The following is a 16,349-nucleotide window of genomic DNA, read 5'->3' as shown; positions in this document are numbered from 1 at the left end:
GATTTTAGCCTTCATCTCACTCTGTGCCGATGACCAAAGGAAGTGACCAGGTGACTCAGCCTCCCGCTCCAGTAGCCGTGATCGTTCTGGCGGCCGGCCAGGGCACTCGGATGAAATCTTCTACTCCGAAAATCCTGCATCAAATCGGCGGGCGCTCACTCGTTGGCCATGCGCTTCACGCAGCTCAGAGCCTCAACCCTGAACATCTCGTGGCGGTAGTGCGTCACGAACGCGATCGTGTGGTGGCACACCTGCAAGAACTCGTGCCCGAGGTTGTTATCGCCGACCAGGACGAGATTCCGGGCACCGGTCGGGCCGTGGAACAAGGGCTCCAGGCGCTGCCGGCCGACACGACCGGAACCGTGGTAGTCACCTACGGTGACGTCCCGTTGCTGACCCCGCAAACCCTGAGCACGCTGGTGGCCTGTCACCATGACCAGGGTAACGCCGTGACCGTGCTGACCGCAGAGGTCTCCGACCCCACCGGATACGGTCGTATCGTCCGCGATGACCAGGGCCTTGTGGAGCGCATCGTCGAGCACAAGGACGCGCTACGTCATGCCGAGGAAACCGGCGATGACTCGCTGGTGAACATCCACGAGATCAACTCTGGGATCTATGCTTTCGACGCTCAAGTGCTGGCTCGTACGCTGGCCGAGGTCTCCACCGATAACGCTCAGGGTGAGAAGTACTTGACGGATGTGCTTAGCCTGGCCCGCGCCGAGGGCGGCCGGGTCGCCAGTTGGGTCACCACCGATGTGTGGGAGGTTGAAGGCGCGAACGACCGTCGTCAGCTGGCAGCCTTGGGCGCCGAACTGAATCGTCGGATCACTGATTTTTGGATGCGTCAGGGCGTGACCATCGTTGACCCGGCCACCACCTGGATTGACATCGAGGTTGAGCTGGCCGCCGACGTCACCATTAAGCCGGGAACCCAGCTCCACGGCTCTACTCGGATTGCTCCCGGCGCCACCATTGGCCCAGACACCACGCTGACCGATGTCCATGTCGGTCAGCACGCGACCGTCAAGCGTACCGATGGGACCGAGGCAATGATTGCTGCGGGAGCTAAAGTGGGACCATTCACCTATCTGCGCCCCGGTACCGTCCTGGGAGAAAACGGCAAAATCGGTGCCTTTTATGAAACCAAGAATGTCACCGTAGGCGCTGGGTCTAAACTCTCCCACCTGGGGTATGCCGGCGACGCCGAGATTGGAGAGAACACCAATATTGGATGTGGCAATATCACCGCAAACTATGACGGGGTCAATAAGCATCGCACCGTGATCGGTTCCGAGGTGCGCACTGGATCTAATACCGTCTTTACTGCTCCGGTAGAAATCGGCGATGGCGCCTACACGGGTGCGGGCGCTGTGGTACGAGACAATGTGCCCGCTGGGGCCCTGGCCATCAACCAGGTTTCTCAGCGCACCATTGAGAATTGGACCATCACCAAGCGTCCCGGTACGGCTGCCGCTCGAGCCGCAGAAGCCGCTGGAGAAGCATCTGAACACACCGATGGCGACCGGTCCGCGAACTAGTCACTAGCATCTCGCTGTGATGACGAGCCACAACACAACTTCCACAACGGCGACGGGAAGACAAGAACCTCTCAGGCCTGCCGTTGAGGACAAAAACTACATAGTGTAGTTTGCAAGAACTATCGCACGCACATTTCTGTCGAGGGAGTCGATCGTTGAGCGAGATTAGTCATCACGAAAATAAGAAGCTGGTCCTGGCTTCGGGCCGGGCGCATCCCCAGTTGGCCGATGAAATTGCCGAGGCCTTGGGTACTGAGCTTCTCTCGCTGTCAGCCTACGACTTTGCCAACGGGGAGATTTACGTTCGCCCCGGCGAATCGGTGCGTGGTAAAGACTGTTTCGTCATCCAGGCGCACCCAGCACCGTTAAACAACTGGCTGATGGAGCAGCTCTTGCTCGTCGATGCGATGAAGCGTGCCTCAGCACGACGGATCACCGTGGTCTCGCCCTTCTACCCGTACGCGCGTCAGGACAAAAAGGGGCGTGGACGCGAACCTATTTCCGGACGCCTGGTCGCTGATCTCTATAAGGCCGCTGGTGCCGACCGCATTATGTCGGTGGACTTGCACACCGCTCAAATTCAGGGGTTCTTCGATGGACCGGTGGATCACCTGTTCGCAGTGCCCATCCTGGCCGATTACATTCGTGGCAAGGTTGGCGACTCCGAGGTTACGGTGGTCTCTCCGGATACGGGACGCGTGCGGGTGGCCGAGCAGTGGGCCGATCGGCTGGGCGGTGTCCCGCTGGCTTTCGTACACAAGACCCGTGACCTGACCACTCCGAACAAAGCTGAGTCGAAAACCGTGGTCGGGAAGATCGAGGGTCGCACCTGTGTGCTGATCGACGACATGATCGATACCGGTGGCACCATCGCCGGTGCGGTGCGAGTGCTGAAAGAAGCCGGGGCGAAAGATGTCATTATTGCCGCTACTCACCCGGTCTTCTCCGATCCTGCCGCCCAGCGGTTAGCCGAGTGCGGGGCCCGTGAAGTGGTGGTTACCAATACCTTACCGATTCCGGCGGCCAAAAAGTTCGAGAACCTCACCGTGCTTTCCATCGCTCCACTGATAGCCCGGGCCATCAAGGAAGTCTTCGAAGACGGTTCTGTCACCAGCCTGTTCGACGGCAACGCCTAAGAACTGGCGATCGGCCGATCACTAGCCGGCCCTCGTTACTTTGTCGAGTCCATGATGGTCCCACACTCGCCTGCGCAGACACCCAGATCGCTGATAGAGCGTCTGAAAACTGACGCGACCTATCTGGGCCCGGCGGAACGTAAAGTCATCGTGGCAGTCATCGAGGCATTCGAACAGATACCTGATCTATCTGCCACCGATCTGGCTGCTCGCGCTCAAACATCGGCGGCTACCGTCGTGCGAGCCGCACAGAATTTGGGCTATTCAGGCTTTCAGAGGCTGAAGGATGAGATCTCTCGGTCTCTTCTCGCCCAAGCTGACCAGTCGCAGGTGGCCACTGCCCAGGGGCAGGTCAGCGGTGCCGTGCAGCTGTCCGCGTTGCAGTTGTTGAGTCGAGATGTTTTTGCTGCTGCCCGGAGCGAAATCGCCCTGACTGAGCGAATGCTTGCCAGCGAGGTCATGGAGCAGGCGGTCACTGCGGTGGCGTCGGCGAAGACCATTCTGTTAGTCGGCACCGGAGGTTCAGCAATTCCGGCCCAAGAGGCCGCGCTACGCTACACCATGTCAGGCTTAACCGCCGTGGCCCCCGTCGATGTCCTGGGGCAACAATTTACTGCTCGGATGCTCTCTGAGCGGGATGTCTGTATTGCGGTGAGCTACTCGGGAGCCAATAAACACACTCTCGACTCCGTGCGAGCCGCCCAAACTGCGGGGGCACTCATTATCGCTATTACGAGCTCTGGGATTTCTCCTCTGGCTCAACAAGCAGACCTGACGTTGACTGCTGGAAGCCGAAACGACGACCAGGAAGTGCTGGTGTCCAGAATTTCCCACACCTTGGTGCTCAACATCTTAGGTCTCGCCGCTCAGCGTCTCGTGTTTCACGATGCCGAACCTCACATGGGACCTTCAGAAAAACTGGGTCCGCTACTGTCCGACGCGCTCGAACCTGACATCTCTGAGGTCGAGGATTAATCGAAAAAATCTCACGTGGTAACAATCGTCACATCGGTTAGCTGAGATTGTTAAACCGTTGTCGCGACCCGTTCACGGTGTATTTATCTTCGCTCGTTCTACTGGGGTGTAACACCGTTTCATCGATAAAGTAACGATGAAATGTGTGGGCCTCGTTGAGAAATATACCGTGAGGAGGGCGAGATGGCACCGTGGGGCGATCCCAACAGTATTCATAACCTGCGCCCTCTTCCCGGAGTGACCAGCACAGCCAAGGGCCCCGCTAAGATTTACCGCTCGTCGGTTCCGGGGAAACTTCAACTCTCCGCTCCCGAATTGTGCGCCGTCGATGGGATTGGGACCGTGATCGACCTGCGTGAGCCAGAAGAGATCCTTCAGCGCCCGGACACACTGCCAGAGCACGTTGGCTATATCAATATTCCGCTCTATCGGGGACCAGTTCCCAGAGACGAGCCCATTTTGCAGGTCTATTCCAGACTCATCACCCAACGCGGTGCTCAACTCGTCTGCGTGTTAAAAGCTGTCACAATGGCGCTCGATGATGGCGTACTCATTCACTGCACTGCCGGAAAGGACCGCACGGGACTTGTGGCAGCGCTGGTTCTTTCGGTGGCAGGAATACACCGGGACATCATTGTTGCCGATTATGCCCGCAGTGCTGACGAGCTACCGGACAGTTACCACGCACAAGTCGCTACCGAGATGTCGAGTCAATGGGATACCTCGTCTGAAGAATTCTCTCAGGCCCTCAGATTGCATACCCTCAGCCCCGCCTCAGCGATGAGGCACTTACTGGAACACCTAGACCATCGTTACGGTTCAGTCGCGCGTTTTCTTGACTGCGTTGGTTTCAGCCTTCCTGAGCAACGCGTACTGGCTGAGCATCTGCATGCGAGGCGAGAGCCGAAGGGGGCCTGAGATGGCAGACTCATGGCACATAGCTCACTTAACCGACCCGCACCTGACCGAAAACCAGCAGACCCTGTATGGTGGCTCAATCGACCCCTGGGGGCAACTGCGTCAAACATTCGAGGCCCTCTCGCCCGCGGTGACGCTGGTTTACCGGATGCCGTGGTAATCAGTGGCGACCTATGCCAGCGTGGCCATGATGCCTACGCTGAAGTCGCTGGTTTTCTTACCGAGCAACGAAGGCGCTTGGGCTGTCCGATCCTTGTCGTTCCAGGTAACCACGATGAACCGGGGGCGATCGATGCTCGTTTTCACGATCCTGACACCAGCCATACTGATCCCCACGATGCAAGCAATAGCATCATCGCGGTACCCGGTCTGCGACTCATCGGGCTCAATACCCATGGTTATGGCCACCCACACGGTTGGCTTGAGACCACCTCATTGGATTGGCTAGAACACCACATCCGCCAAGACGGCACCGAGGACATTGTTTTAGTTCTGCACCATCCGCCGGTACCGGGGATGATCGCCGGCCTGCGTCACCGCGGTCTCCTGGATTCTGACTCTCGCCGGCGGCTCGCAGAGATTATGACCGGTTCGCGGGTTTGTCTGATCCTGAGCGGACATTACCACCTGAATCAATACGGCAGCTTTGCCGGAATCCCGGTCAGCGTTGCTCCCGGAATCTCCTATAGCAACGACCCCCTAGCCCCCGGAGAAACAATCCTGGCGCGGGCGGTCTTTGGATTCGTTCGCGTTGAACGAGAACCCCCAGGGCCCCCGGATATCGTGAGCAGCCTTCTTCCCTGTTCAGAACCATCCAGAGTGGTTTTCACTCTGGAGGCTTCTCCCTCGTCCCCCTAAACCCTGACCAACCCGAAACCACTGTTCACCGACAAACGTTGAGGAGGAAACCATGAAAAAAACCACCAAACTGCTCGCTCCGCTTGTTCTCATTCCTGCTCTTGCCTTGAGCTCCTGCGCTGATGAAGCGCAGGAACAGATGAACGAGTCTGACTCTGGGGATAACACCCTGACCGTTTACACCTCAGAACCGCAAGAGAAAATCGACGAGATCATTGATGCCTTTGCGGAGGTTAATCCCGACGCAGAAATTGACGTGTTCCGTGCTGGCACGGGTGAGCTGAAGACTCGTGTGGCCAGCGAAAAAGAAACCGGCGAGATTCAAGCCGATGTCATTTTGGCAGCGGATGTGCCCACTTTCGAAGATTACGCCGCAGAAGGTGATCTTGCCGAGCTGAATTTGGAGAACACCGATTCGCTTGATGACTCCTACGTCGATGAAGACAACTACTGGGTCGGGACCCGACTCATTCCGACGATTATTGCTGTCAATACAGACGTTATTTCCGAAGAGGATGAACCGAGCTTATGGCAGGACCTCACCAATTCGGACTATGAAGGTCAAATAGCGATGCCCAACCCGGACGTATCTGGTGCCGCCGCATTCAACACGGCGGTTTGGCGTTCGAGTGATGAGCTAGGAGATCAATGGCTCGAGGACTTGGTCGCCAATGATCCCACCATCTTGGAATCCAATGGTCCCGTAGGACAGGCCGTGGGTGAAGGGACCACCGGCCTTGGCATCGTGGTGGATTACGTCATTCGCGACCTGGCTGATCAAGGTTCGCCGGTAAAAGTCGTATACCCGGAAGATGGCGCACCTTATGTGTCACAGCCGGCGGGTGTGTTTGCTGATAGTGACAACCAGGAACTGGCTAATCAGTTCGTGGATTTCTTGATTTCCGAAGACGGACAGCAGATGGCTGCTGAACAGTCCTACCTTCCGGTTCGTGATGACGTGGGGGTTCCTGAGGGGGCTCCGGAGCTGGCAGATCTTAATCTGATGGATCCTGATTTGGAAGAAATTGCGGCTGAACAGGATGAAGCCGTGTCCTATTTCAATGGATTGCTGAAGTAAGGTGAGTCAGCTGGCTAGCACCGCGGGTAACGTGGCTCCGAGAACTCGCACAGGACGTGCCGATGGCTTGTTCATCATGCGATGGGCAGTTGTTCTGGCCCTGGTACTCATTGTTGTTGTTCCGCTGGTTGCGCTGATCAAGGTGGGAATTGATCCCACAGCTTTGACGGTTTTTTCCGACCCCGCGGTGCTAGAAGCGCTCACGAATTCGGTGGTCTCAGCTACCATCTCCGCGATGATCGCGACCACGCTGGGGGTGATCTTCGCCATAGTCTTAGACCGGTTGATCATCCCCGGCGCCCAACTCATTCGTTGGTTGTTGCTTATTCCCTTTTTGATTCCGCCCTTCATCGGCGCGATGGCATGGATGGCGCTCTTAGGGGTCAACGGTCCTGTCAACCGGATCTTGGAACAGATGGGTCTCGAGGCGAATCTCAGCATCTTCGGTGGATCCGGCGTGATCCTCCTACTCACCATTCACTCCTATCCCACGGCTTTTCTCGTGGTCTCGACGGCGTTGCGTCGGGTCCCCGGCAACCTTGAGGAAGCCGCAAGAATCTCAGGTGCCTCGACGTTCAAGGTCATGACCACCGTGACTCTGCCACTGATGCGACCTGGGATCGTTGCCGCCTTGATCCTCACCTTGGTGGCGAATCTTTCCGACTTTGGTATCCCCGCTTTGATTGGTCTGCCGGAGGGTTATACCACGCTCACCACGCTGGTATACCGCTACCTCGCCTCGGCAACCATTTCGAATCCTCTTCCAGCAGCCTCGGCGATCGGAATGGTGCTTCTGGTCGTCGCGCTCGTAACCATCCTCGCGCAACGTCGCATGCCGACAGCCTCACAGCTATCCGATACAGCCGTAGCGCAGAAAGCCCATCCAGGCCGGGGCATGCAATACCTGCTCAGCGCGACACTGTGGGCATGGATCGTGCTTATCTGTATCGTCCCTATGGTTGCGCTGAGCGTGCAAGCTCTACTGCCGGCCCCGGGAGTCCCCTTGATCTGGGAGAACCTGACGTTTGACAATTTTGGTTCCGCTCTCACCTCCCGCGGGGCCGTTCAGGGCCTCCAGAATTCGCTGATGTTGGCCGGTTCCGCGGCCGTGATTTGTGGGGTGCTGGGGTTGTTGGTTGGGATCGTGCTGACCAGATCTCGATCCCGACTCAACCCTGCGATCGACGTGCTCGCAACGTTGCCTCAGGCCTTGCCCGGACTGGTGATCGCGGTGGGATGGTTGCTCATTGCCCCGATGTTCAAGATCTTCAATACCCCGTGGGTGATTCTCGGCGCGTATGTCATGGCTTTCATAGCCCTCGTTGTCCAGCAGGTCCGCGCACCGTTGGCCACCATTTCGTCCTCTTTGGAAGAATCAGCTCAGATTTCGGGAGCTACTCATGCCCGAGCGGTGCTGGACATCACTGCCAGAATGGTGACTCCCGCGGTGATCACCGGCATCATCGTTGTATTCTTCACTGCAGTCCGAGAACTCACCATTTCCATTCTGCTGGTCGCACCGGGATCGCAAACGCTGGGTGTCACCATATTCAACCTGCAACAAGCCGGTAACTACAACGCGGCCTCTGCGCTGGCGGTGGTGGTTGCTCTGGTCGGCATGATCGGGCTGTCCTTTGCCGGGTGGTTGGGCTCCCGCCGTGCCAGCTGATGTCTGTCGTTCTTTGTTCTTGCTGGTCTTGCTTCGCCTCTACGTTCGAAAGATGATTGCTTCTTATGTCTGATATCAGCATTTCGCAACTCAACCACAGCTATAACAGTGCCACCCCGGAATCACAGCTAGCTCTTCAAGATATTTCGCTTAACATCGCCGATGGAGAATTTATCGCCCTGGTCGGGCCCTCCGGATCCGGTAAAACCACCTTGTTGCGCACACTGGCAGGGTTCATCCGACCGCTGAGTGGACGGATAACGTTGGGTGGACGGACCCTATTTGCTTCCGATATCTGGGTACCACCACATCGACGTCAACTGGGTATGGTATTCCAAGACCACGCGGTATGGCCTCATATGAGCGTCAGCGAGAATGTGGCGTATCCTCTCAAACGTGCCGGACTGCGCTCGGCAGAAATTTCGGCGCGGGTCGAGAAGATACTCGAGGACGTGGGACTGGTGGAGTTCGCTCAGCGCAAGCCCACACAGTTGTCCGGAGGACAGCGACAACGAGTTGCATTGGCCCGCGCAATCGTCGCAGAGCCGTCAGCACTTTTGCTTGACGAAGCGTTGTCGGCCTTAGACGAGCCGCTTCGCGCTCGGCTTCGCCTGGAACTTCGCAGGCTCACCACCGAGCAAGGTCTCACCGCGGTGCACGTGACCCACGACCGCTCTGAAGCACTAGCGATTGCCGACCGTGTGGTGGTGATGGATCAGGGCCGAATTGTCCAAGTTGGTACCGCAAGCCAGATGACGGCCAGTCCCGCGTCAAGTTTTGTGGCTGGCTTTCTTAATGATGCGACGCTGTTTCCAGGAAGTATCTCATCGGGTCGGTTCTATCCGGACCACCCGGGGGTGAACCTGTACACTGCTGGCACGGATCATGCTCCCGCGAAGGTCAGTTTCGTTGATGACGTGCAGGCTGGTGCCGGCAGGCAACGAGCTATCGCTAGCGTCGACCCCTACCATATTCGCCTGGAGTCGGTGTCTCAGCCCGACGGAGACGATGTGCAGGTGGCGCGAGTCACCTCGATCTTGCAAGGTCGCGATCGGACCGAAACCGCGCTCGAATGGGGAGACACGGAGGTGCGTGTTTTTGGCGATCCGGATCAACCGGTTCGGCAACCGGGCGAGCTGGTCCAGCCCGTGATTCAATCCGCACACGTATACTTGAACTAAATCAATCCAGCGAACAGGATCTCTTGCGTGCACGACCAAGACCGCCCTCAGCCAGGTGCTACCTGGTATCTCGTCCGCCACGGTCAAACTGATTGGAATAAGGCCGGCCGGATGCAGGGACGCACCGACATTCCGCTCAATGACACCGGTCGCGCCCAAGCGGTTTTGGCAGCTGAGGAACTGGCAAATCTGCGTCCCACGGCGGTGATTAGCTCGCCACTGTCTCGGGCACAAGAAACCGCACAGATTATCGCCACCCGGATCGGGGGAGTCGAGGTCCACATCGAACCTGGGCTGATTGAACGATCCTACGGCAGTGCGGAAGGCCGGGATGTACGGGGATTGTCCGATGAGCAACGTCAGGCTCTGATGGACGGTGGTGAACCACGTGCGGAGGCGGGGCGACGTGGGGTGCGGGCACTGCGAGAGCTTAAAACCCGCTACGGTGATGCCCCGGTGGTCATTATTAGTCACGGGGCACTGATTCGAGTCATGCTCGAGCAACTCACTGGAGAGCCACACCCCCGGATCGCTAACGCCGAAATTAGGGCGATTGACTCTCGACTGGTGTGATCACCACCGCAGCATTGTGGCCACCAAAACCGAAGCTGGGAGCCAACACCGCCGAGGGTTGCCAATGTTGTGTGGATGTCACCACCTGAATCTGATCAGAAAAATCTGGGTGCTGAAGATTCCGGGTGCCCGGAATGAGCCCGGCACAAATAGACTCAACCGCCATGGCCACCTGCAAAGCACCGGATCCGCCCATCAAGTGACCGGTCACCGACTTGAGTGCGGTGACCGGCACACCGGGAAGGCACGCGCCAAAAATTCGTGATAAAGCAGCTACTTCGGCAGCATCCCCACGGGGAGTGGAGGTAGCGTGAGCGCTGATCTGTCCGATCTGGTACGGTTCGAGACCGGCATCCGCTAGAGCATCAGCGATCGTCTGTCCGGCCCAGCGACCGGTGGGGTCTGCCGCGGTGGGATGAAAACTATCCTGGCCCATCCCGCCTCCGGCCAACAGCGCCAGGGGACGGGCCGGGTCGGCTTCCAGGAGTAATGCCACCGCGCCGGAAGCCATCACGAACCCATCGCGTGCGGCATCGAAAGGTCGGCAGATCTGATCCGGATTTGCATTCTTGCTCAGCGCCCCAACCAATGCATTACCGGTCAGATTCACCGGATTCACCGCGTCTTCATAGCCGATTACCAGCACGCGGCGGGCATAACCGTGGCGTATCCGGCGCAAAGCGGTCACGAGCGCGATCGTGGAGGACGCGCACGTGGCACTCACCGCTTCGGTCCCGCCATGACTGCCATAGCGTTGGGCGGCCAGTGTGGCCACCGTATCGGGGGAGGCCGTTAGGACCGCTGGGATCGCGGGCGCTCGCGAGACGCCGGAGGTGATGGCTTCGACCGCGCGGTGAATTGTTGTCACCGGTCCGTTGGCGCTGGCGGCAATAATGTCCCCGCCAAAAAAAGGTTCATCGGATGTGGGGGTGCCGGAATACCCCAGGGCCTGATCGGCTGCACAGATTGCCATCACCACAGCCTGATCCACCCGGTTCGATAACGGTGGGTCAAAGATGTCGGTGGCATCGATCGGCTCAGCTGTGGCAGCTACGCGGACACCGGTTTGCTGTACGAGAGACTCCGGCAGGGGGCTGAACAGATGGTGCCCGTCAGTTACAGAATGCCAGAGCCTAGCGGTCCCGTGCCCAGCTGCGCTCACCGCGCCCATCCCGGTGATGCCAACCTGGTGGATACTCATAACCGGTGGGCCTTTCCCTCATCAATGAGTTGGGTGAGGCGTCGGCGTTGAATTTTCTCTGAGCTGGTCCGTGGGAAACGGGCGATGGAGTACCAGCGCCGTGGTCGGAAGGGCTCCGGGATGTTGTCGCGGGCGAGGGCCACCAATTCGGATTTTGTGGGCGCCTGTGGAGTTTCGATCACCCCGGCGATGATCACGCCCAGACGTGGATCGGGCAAACCGACGGTGGCTGTTGCCCCCGTGACCAGGGGGCCAAGAGCTTGAGCCAGCCTGTCATCGGCCTCGACGAGGCTGATGGTGTTGGCCCCGGTGGTGACGATCTCGTCGCCACGGCCAGCTAACTGAATCCACCGATCCTGCACCATCCCCCAGTCACCCACGGTGCGCCAACCGAATTCGTCGCTGAGTTGGGCAGGGGAATTGAGATACCGTGCTGACGCCGACGGGGCGCGAAACCACAGCTGCCCCAGACAGTTCTCGGCCAAGACCCGGTTGGTGGTGTCTCGGACCTGGGCAGTGACGTGGTCATAGAGGCGTAACCGGTTGGAATAGCTGATCCCGCAGGGATCCGGTGTGGAATCGGCAATGAATCCGATTTCTCCGGTGCCAAAGTAGTTGATCAGTTTTGCGCGCGGCACTTTCTCCGCGACCCGGTCGCGTAATGCTTGAGGGACTGCCGAACCTCCGGTGACCAGTACCTGAAGATTCCCTAGCCGTTCGGTCTGATTCCCGGCGGCCTCCAGAATGCCCAGCAAGACGGCCGGTGCCGCCACGACGCGGGTGATTGGCCAGTGGGTGAAGGCTGCGGTCATGTGCCGAAAATGCGCCCGGCCGGTCACCACGCAGGTTTCACCAGCGCCCAGTGCCTCGACCACCGCGTAGAGGATGAGGCTATACGACAACGTTCCGGGGGCCAGTGTTGTGTGACCTGCTACCTGGAGTCGTTGGTGCGAGGCCCGGTAATTGGCCCGGTACTCGCCCCGGGTTTTGATAAATGCTTTGGGTTGTCCCGTCGTCCCCGAGGAAAACAACACGAGATAGGGATCTGCATCCTGCAGAACCGTGGTGTCTTTGGGATCCACGTCTGGTGCCAGCAACAGTTGCGGGCCGAGCACCGTTCCAGGAAAGCCGTGGGTACGAAGATACTGGGAGAAAGTCTGGTCATCGGTGACTACCACAGTGATACCGGCAGAGGAGATATTGCCCCACAGCTGGTCGTGCCAGTCCCTTGGATTCAGCACGCTGAGCACCACCGGGCCCATACTGAGCTCGGCAAAGAGACGTACGGTGGTCAACGCATCGTGCAGACACAACGCCACGACCGGGTAACCGGCAAGATCCTGGTGAGGGCTGTCCGGGGTTTCCCGCGCCACCTGCTGGAGTCGTGACGCTGTGGTGCGGGATGAGCTCAGCAGCTCACCATAGGTAATGTATTGACCCTGGTCATCGGCGAGGGCGATGCGCTCGGGGGTCTCGATTGCGCGGGTCAGAACTGATTGTACAAAGGGCATAAGTCGACACCCCCTTACCACTTCACCACGGATTGGACAGGCCGTGCCGGAGACTGTCCCGGCGTTCCTTGCTATCTAAACACATCGCTCAGGCGAGGTTGAAGTGGTCGAAGCCAGTGCGCTCATGCTAGAATGCAACAGTTGCCCAGGCGAGGGAGCAGACTTGCTCCGTTATCGACGAGGCTGATGAGATCACCGTTGCCAGCTGTCTTCATGCTCGGCGTATCACAGATTCTCTTTGTTCCTGCCTGGTCGTGATGAGCACTAGCTCGTGAGTATTAACAGGAGGACTCATTATGGCGATTGATACCGTCAACATCAATGTCGAATTTCGCACCGATACTGGCAAGGGTGCATCCCGCCAGGCGCGCCGCGAAGGCAAAATCCCGGCCGTCATTTACGGTCACGGTTCAGAGCCGCGCCACATTCTGATGCCTGAGTACGACACCTTCATGGCTTTGCGGACCCCCAACCAATTGCTGAAACTCACCGCTGACGGTGAAGAGATCATGGCACTGGCCAAAGATATTCAGCGCAACCCGCTGAAAGAAAAGATCGAGCACGTTGACCTGCTGATCGTGCGTCGCGGTGAAAAGGTGGTTGTTGACGTGCCCGTTGAGGTCGAAGGCGAAGTGGCACCTGGCTTCACCTACTTCTTGGAAGAAGCCTCCCTGCCGATCGAAGCCGACGCGCTGGACCTGCCGGATTCTGTGACCGTCTCGGTAGAAGGACGCGAAGGCGGCAACCACGTGCTGGCTTCCGACGTGCAGCTGCCGGCTGGCACTTCGCTGCAACTGGAAGATGACGCTGTAATCGCTACCGTCGACGAGATCGTCGAGCAGGACCTGGGTGAAGAGCCCGAAGCAGGTACTGAGGGCGACGAGGCCGCTTCTGGCGACGAGGCCAACAGCCAGGGCTCTGAAAACAGCGACGACTAAGTGTCTCGTCACGGAGATATATGGTGCCGATGCGTTTAGGCAGAAGCTCAGCGTCCACCACCAGCCCCTGGCTGGTGGTGGGACTGGGCAACCCCGGTGACAAATACCACAGCACTCGGCACAATATTGGTCACATGGTGGCCGATGAGCTCGTCGAGCGCTATGGCGGAAGCTTCCGGGCTCATAAAACACAGAACGCGTTGGCCACCCTGCGGCTGGGAGAAACTCGAGAGAAAGTCCTGGTGGCCAAACCAGCTACCTACATGAATCTCTCTGGTGGTCCCGTCAAAGCGTTGACCACTTTCTTTAAAGTGCCACTGGACCAGCTCATTGTGGTCCACGACGAGCTCGATATCGATTTCGATCGCCTGCGCATCAAACGCGGTGGGGGAGATGGCGGTCATAACGGACTGAAATCCATCACGCAGTGTATAGGCGATAAAAACTATTACCGCGTTCGGGCCGGAATCGGACGGCCCCCCGGAGCCATGGACGTATCCAGCTACGTGCTCAAGCCTTTCAATTCCACTCAACGCCAGGTGCTACCGTTGCATGTATCCACAGCAGCTGATGCTGTCGAAAGTCTCATTACTGACGGCTTGACTCCCACACAAAACCGTTTCCACTAGCCTTGGGCCCACCTGTCTGCTAGGACCGAGAACTGTTTGATATCTCACCATCTGTGACGGATCTCTGAGATAGTAACTGTACCGAACGGTTGGTATAGTTTTGGGGGTGATGACTCGTCTTCAAGCTGAAACCTCAACGCCCGGTCAGCGTTGGGCCTTTTTGGCCATCATCTCCGCCGCACTATTTTTGGTGGGTGCTGATAACTCAATCCTCTATACCGCATTACCGGTACTGCGCGATGAGCTCGGCACCAGTGAACTGCAAGGTCTCTGGATCATCAATGCCTACCCCCTGGTACTATCAGGGCTGTTACTGGGCACCGGCACACTCGGAGATAAAATCGGTCATCGGCTCATGTTCTTACTGGGCGTCAGTATCTTCGGTGCCGGTTCCTTGCTGGCGGCCTTCTCGCCCAACGCCTGGACGCTAATTGTCGCCCGGGCAACCCTCGGCGTGGGAGCTGCCACCATGATGCCAGCGAGTCTCGCACTCGTGCGACTAACATTCCGTGACGTTAAAGAACGCAACGTCGCAGTGGCCATCTGGGGGTCGGTGGCGGTCGTGGGCGCCGCATCCGGTCCGGTGCTGGGTGGTTTACTCCTGGAGTTCTTCTGGTGGGGCTCGGTGTTTTTGCTCAACGTCCCCATCGTCATCATCACGGTGATTGCCACCATCGCGGTTGCCCCACCGAACGTGGCACACCCAGAACGGCATTGGGATCTGGTGTCATCGCTGTTGATGATGTTTGCTATGGCGGGGTTCGTGATGAGCATTAAAGAACTAGCCAATCCTCAGCGGAATGCCTGGGTGCTATCGGTCGCTCTTGTCATTGCCGTGATTGGTTTTGTGTTGTTTTGGTTTCGCCAGCGCTTGCTCACCCACCCGCTGTTAGAATTGTCGATTTTCCGTGACCCAGTCTTCACCGGCGGCACGCTGACCGCGGTGTTGATCATGGTGGCGCTTTCCGGCGTGGAACTTATGACCACCCAGCGGTTCCAGACCGCTGGCGGTCTCACCCCCTTGCAAGCCGGCGCAATGGTGGCTGCCGTGGCTCTGCCGGCGATTCCTACCGCGTTATTAGGTGGCTCGGTACTCCACAGGGTCGGTTTCCGTCCGCTGATTACCGGCGGGTTCCTGCTTATCGTGGTGGGACTGGGAGTGAGTATGTGGACGTTCACCCTCGATGTGGTGCCCTTGTTCCTGGGCAGTATGATCCTGGTGGGTCTAGGTGGTGGCCTGGCAACCTCGGTCTCGTCGACTGCCATCCTAGGATCGGCACCCCCGTCCAAGGCGGGGATGGCCTCCTCTGTGGAAGCGGTTTCCTACGAGTTCGGCACCTTGGTTGCGGTGGCCGTTTTTGGCTCGGTGATGCCCCTGCTCTACAGCATGAACGCCCCAGCACCGGTAGCCGCAGACGCGGACCACGGGGTCGATCACCCAATGTATGGCGAGCAAGCCGTTGCCGCCTACGATCAGGCCTATCTCAGCATTTTGGGCATAGTAGCGACCGTGGGCCTCATCGGTGCCCTGGTGACCGCCTGGTGTTTCCGAGGCAACCCGAAGGAAGCTGATGCGACCGAGTAAGAAAACCAAAATCATCCGCACCGCTATTGACCTCATTGAGGCCGGAAGCCTGGATTCGGTGTCTTATGATGCGTTGGCCCAATCCTCCGGGCTGTCGAAATCCGGGATCATCTACCATTTTCCCTCCCGCGAGGAAATGATGCGCGCGGTGCATCAGTATATGGCGGATCAGTGGGAAGCCGAACTCGAAGCAGCCGGGGGTGGCCCCGCCGAGCAACTCACGGGGTCCCAGCGCCTGCGCGCGCCGTCGTGGTGTCCCTGCGACGCAGTGCCACCAAAACCGAACTCCTGTTGGAAATTGATGCCCGGTCGAACCCGGAACTGGCCGCTATCTGGCAAGCGGTGGATCAACGTTGGGTCCCCTCCCCGGCGGAGATCGACAGCGCCGGGACTTTGGGGCTCGAGCGTTTCCTCGTGTTGTTAATGGCCGACGGGCTGTGGCTCCACGACTACGTCCACGGGGATCGGCTCAGCGAATCCCAGCGGGAAGCGTTGGTGGACCACGTCCTGGCCAAGATCGATCAAACCGCCACGGACGAACGACCAGACCGCTGAG

General features: G+C 58.5%; 16 protein-coding genes and 1 pseudogene. 15 read left to right on the top strand and 2 right to left on the bottom strand.

The window, feature by feature from the left end:
* Positions 1-50: 50 nt before the first annotated feature.
* The 10 genes from glmU to DCC25_RS06805 all read left to right on the top strand — a co-directional run bounded on the left by glmU (position 51) and on the right by DCC25_RS06805 (position 9,929).
* A complete protein-coding gene (gene glmU, locus DCC25_RS06845; protein ID WP_199445894.1) occupies positions 51-1,541 on the top strand; it encodes a bifunctional UDP-N-acetylglucosamine diphosphorylase/glucosamine-1-phosphate N-acetyltransferase GlmU in 1,491 nt (496 codons plus the stop codon).
* A 155-nt stretch (positions 1,542-1,696) separates the two neighbouring features.
* Positions 1,697-2,677, top strand: coding sequence for a ribose-phosphate diphosphokinase (locus DCC25_RS06840; RefSeq protein ID WP_110098809.1), 981 nt, complete (start codon positions 1,697-1,699; stop codon positions 2,675-2,677).
* A gap of 51 nt (positions 2,678-2,728) precedes the next feature.
* Complete coding sequence (locus DCC25_RS06835) at positions 2,729-3,652, top strand: MurR/RpiR family transcriptional regulator (RefSeq protein ID WP_110101128.1); 924 nt, start codon at positions 2,729-2,731, stop codon at positions 3,650-3,652.
* Positions 3,653-3,835: 183 nt separating this feature from the next.
* The gene (locus DCC25_RS06830; RefSeq protein ID WP_110098807.1) at positions 3,836-4,570 is read left to right on the top strand and encodes a tyrosine-protein phosphatase; all 735 of its coding nucleotides are present in this window, start codon (positions 3,836-3,838) and stop codon (positions 4,568-4,570) included.
* Position 4,571: 1 nt separating this feature from the next.
* Positions 4,572-4,730, top strand: a complete 159-nt coding sequence (locus DCC25_RS11320; protein ID WP_158524752.1) for a hypothetical protein — start codon at positions 4,572-4,574, stop codon at positions 4,728-4,730.
* On the top strand, positions 4,724-5,428 hold the full coding sequence (locus DCC25_RS11915; protein WP_158524751.1) for a metallophosphoesterase: 705 nt from the start codon (positions 4,724-4,726) through the stop codon (positions 5,426-5,428). The genes DCC25_RS11320 and DCC25_RS11915 overlap by 7 nt, the downstream gene beginning before the upstream one ends.
* 52 nt (positions 5,429-5,480) lie before the next feature.
* Entirely contained in the window at positions 5,481-6,506 is a 1,026-nt protein-coding gene (locus tag DCC25_RS06820; RefSeq protein ID WP_110101126.1) for an ABC transporter substrate-binding protein, read from the top strand.
* A gap of 76 nt (positions 6,507-6,582) precedes the next feature.
* Positions 6,583-8,175, top strand: coding sequence for an iron ABC transporter permease (locus DCC25_RS06815; protein ID WP_110101174.1), 1,593 nt, complete (start codon positions 6,583-6,585; stop codon positions 8,173-8,175).
* 65 nt (positions 8,176-8,240) lie between these two features.
* A complete protein-coding gene (locus DCC25_RS06810) occupies positions 8,241-9,356 on the top strand; it encodes an ABC transporter ATP-binding protein (protein WP_110101125.1) in 1,116 nt (371 codons plus the stop codon).
* Between the two features lie 27 nt (positions 9,357-9,383).
* Positions 9,384-9,929: a histidine phosphatase family protein gene (locus DCC25_RS06805; RefSeq protein ID WP_110098803.1), complete on the top strand. Its 546-nt coding sequence runs from the start codon at positions 9,384-9,386 to the stop codon at positions 9,927-9,929.
* Here DCC25_RS06805 and DCC25_RS06800 read toward each other — a convergent pair.
* Together DCC25_RS06800 and DCC25_RS06795 are read right to left on the bottom strand one after the other, a co-directional pair.
* Positions 9,901-11,130, bottom strand: coding sequence for a beta-ketoacyl synthase (locus tag DCC25_RS06800; protein WP_110101124.1), 1,230 nt, complete (start codon positions 11,128-11,130; stop codon positions 9,901-9,903). The genes DCC25_RS06805 and DCC25_RS06800 overlap by 29 nt on opposite strands.
* Entirely contained in the window at positions 11,127-12,641 is a 1,515-nt protein-coding gene (locus DCC25_RS06795) for a class I adenylate-forming enzyme family protein (protein WP_110101123.1), read from the bottom strand. The genes DCC25_RS06800 and DCC25_RS06795 overlap by 4 nt, the downstream gene beginning before the upstream one ends.
* 296 nt (positions 12,642-12,937) lie before the next feature.
* Between DCC25_RS06795 and DCC25_RS06790 the strand changes: the two genes are divergently transcribed.
* From DCC25_RS06790 to DCC25_RS11575, 5 genes and pseudogenes are all read left to right on the top strand, one after another.
* Positions 12,938-13,579 (top strand): 50S ribosomal protein L25/general stress protein Ctc, encoded by a 642-nt coding sequence (locus tag DCC25_RS06790; protein WP_110101122.1) that lies wholly within the window; start codon positions 12,938-12,940, stop codon positions 13,577-13,579.
* Between the two features lie 29 nt (positions 13,580-13,608).
* Entirely contained in the window at positions 13,609-14,208 is a 600-nt protein-coding gene (gene pth / locus DCC25_RS06785) for an aminoacyl-tRNA hydrolase (RefSeq protein WP_110101173.1), read from the top strand.
* Between the two features lie 109 nt (positions 14,209-14,317).
* Positions 14,318-15,793, top strand: coding sequence for an MFS transporter (locus DCC25_RS06780; protein WP_110101121.1), 1,476 nt, complete (start codon positions 14,318-14,320; stop codon positions 15,791-15,793).
* Positions 15,780-15,932 (top strand): annotated as a pseudogene (locus DCC25_RS11910) (TetR/AcrR family transcriptional regulator); the annotation flags it as partial. The gene DCC25_RS06780 and the pseudogene DCC25_RS11910, both read left to right, overlap by 14 nt.
* A gap of 113 nt (positions 15,933-16,045) precedes the next feature.
* Positions 16,046-16,348 carry a hypothetical protein gene (locus tag DCC25_RS11575; protein WP_158524750.1) on the top strand — a complete coding sequence of 101 codons (303 nt, stop codon included), beginning with the start codon at positions 16,046-16,048 and terminating at the stop codon, positions 16,346-16,348.
* Position 16,349: the final 1 nt, after the last annotated feature.

Origin of the sequence: Auritidibacter sp. NML120636 (genome assembly GCF_003185945.1) — a bacterium.
Classification (GTDB): Bacteria; Actinomycetota; Actinomycetes; order Actinomycetales; family Micrococcaceae; genus Auritidibacter; species Auritidibacter ignavus.
Note: the sequence above shows the minus strand (reverse complement) of the source record. Positions and strands in the feature narration are given on the sequence as shown.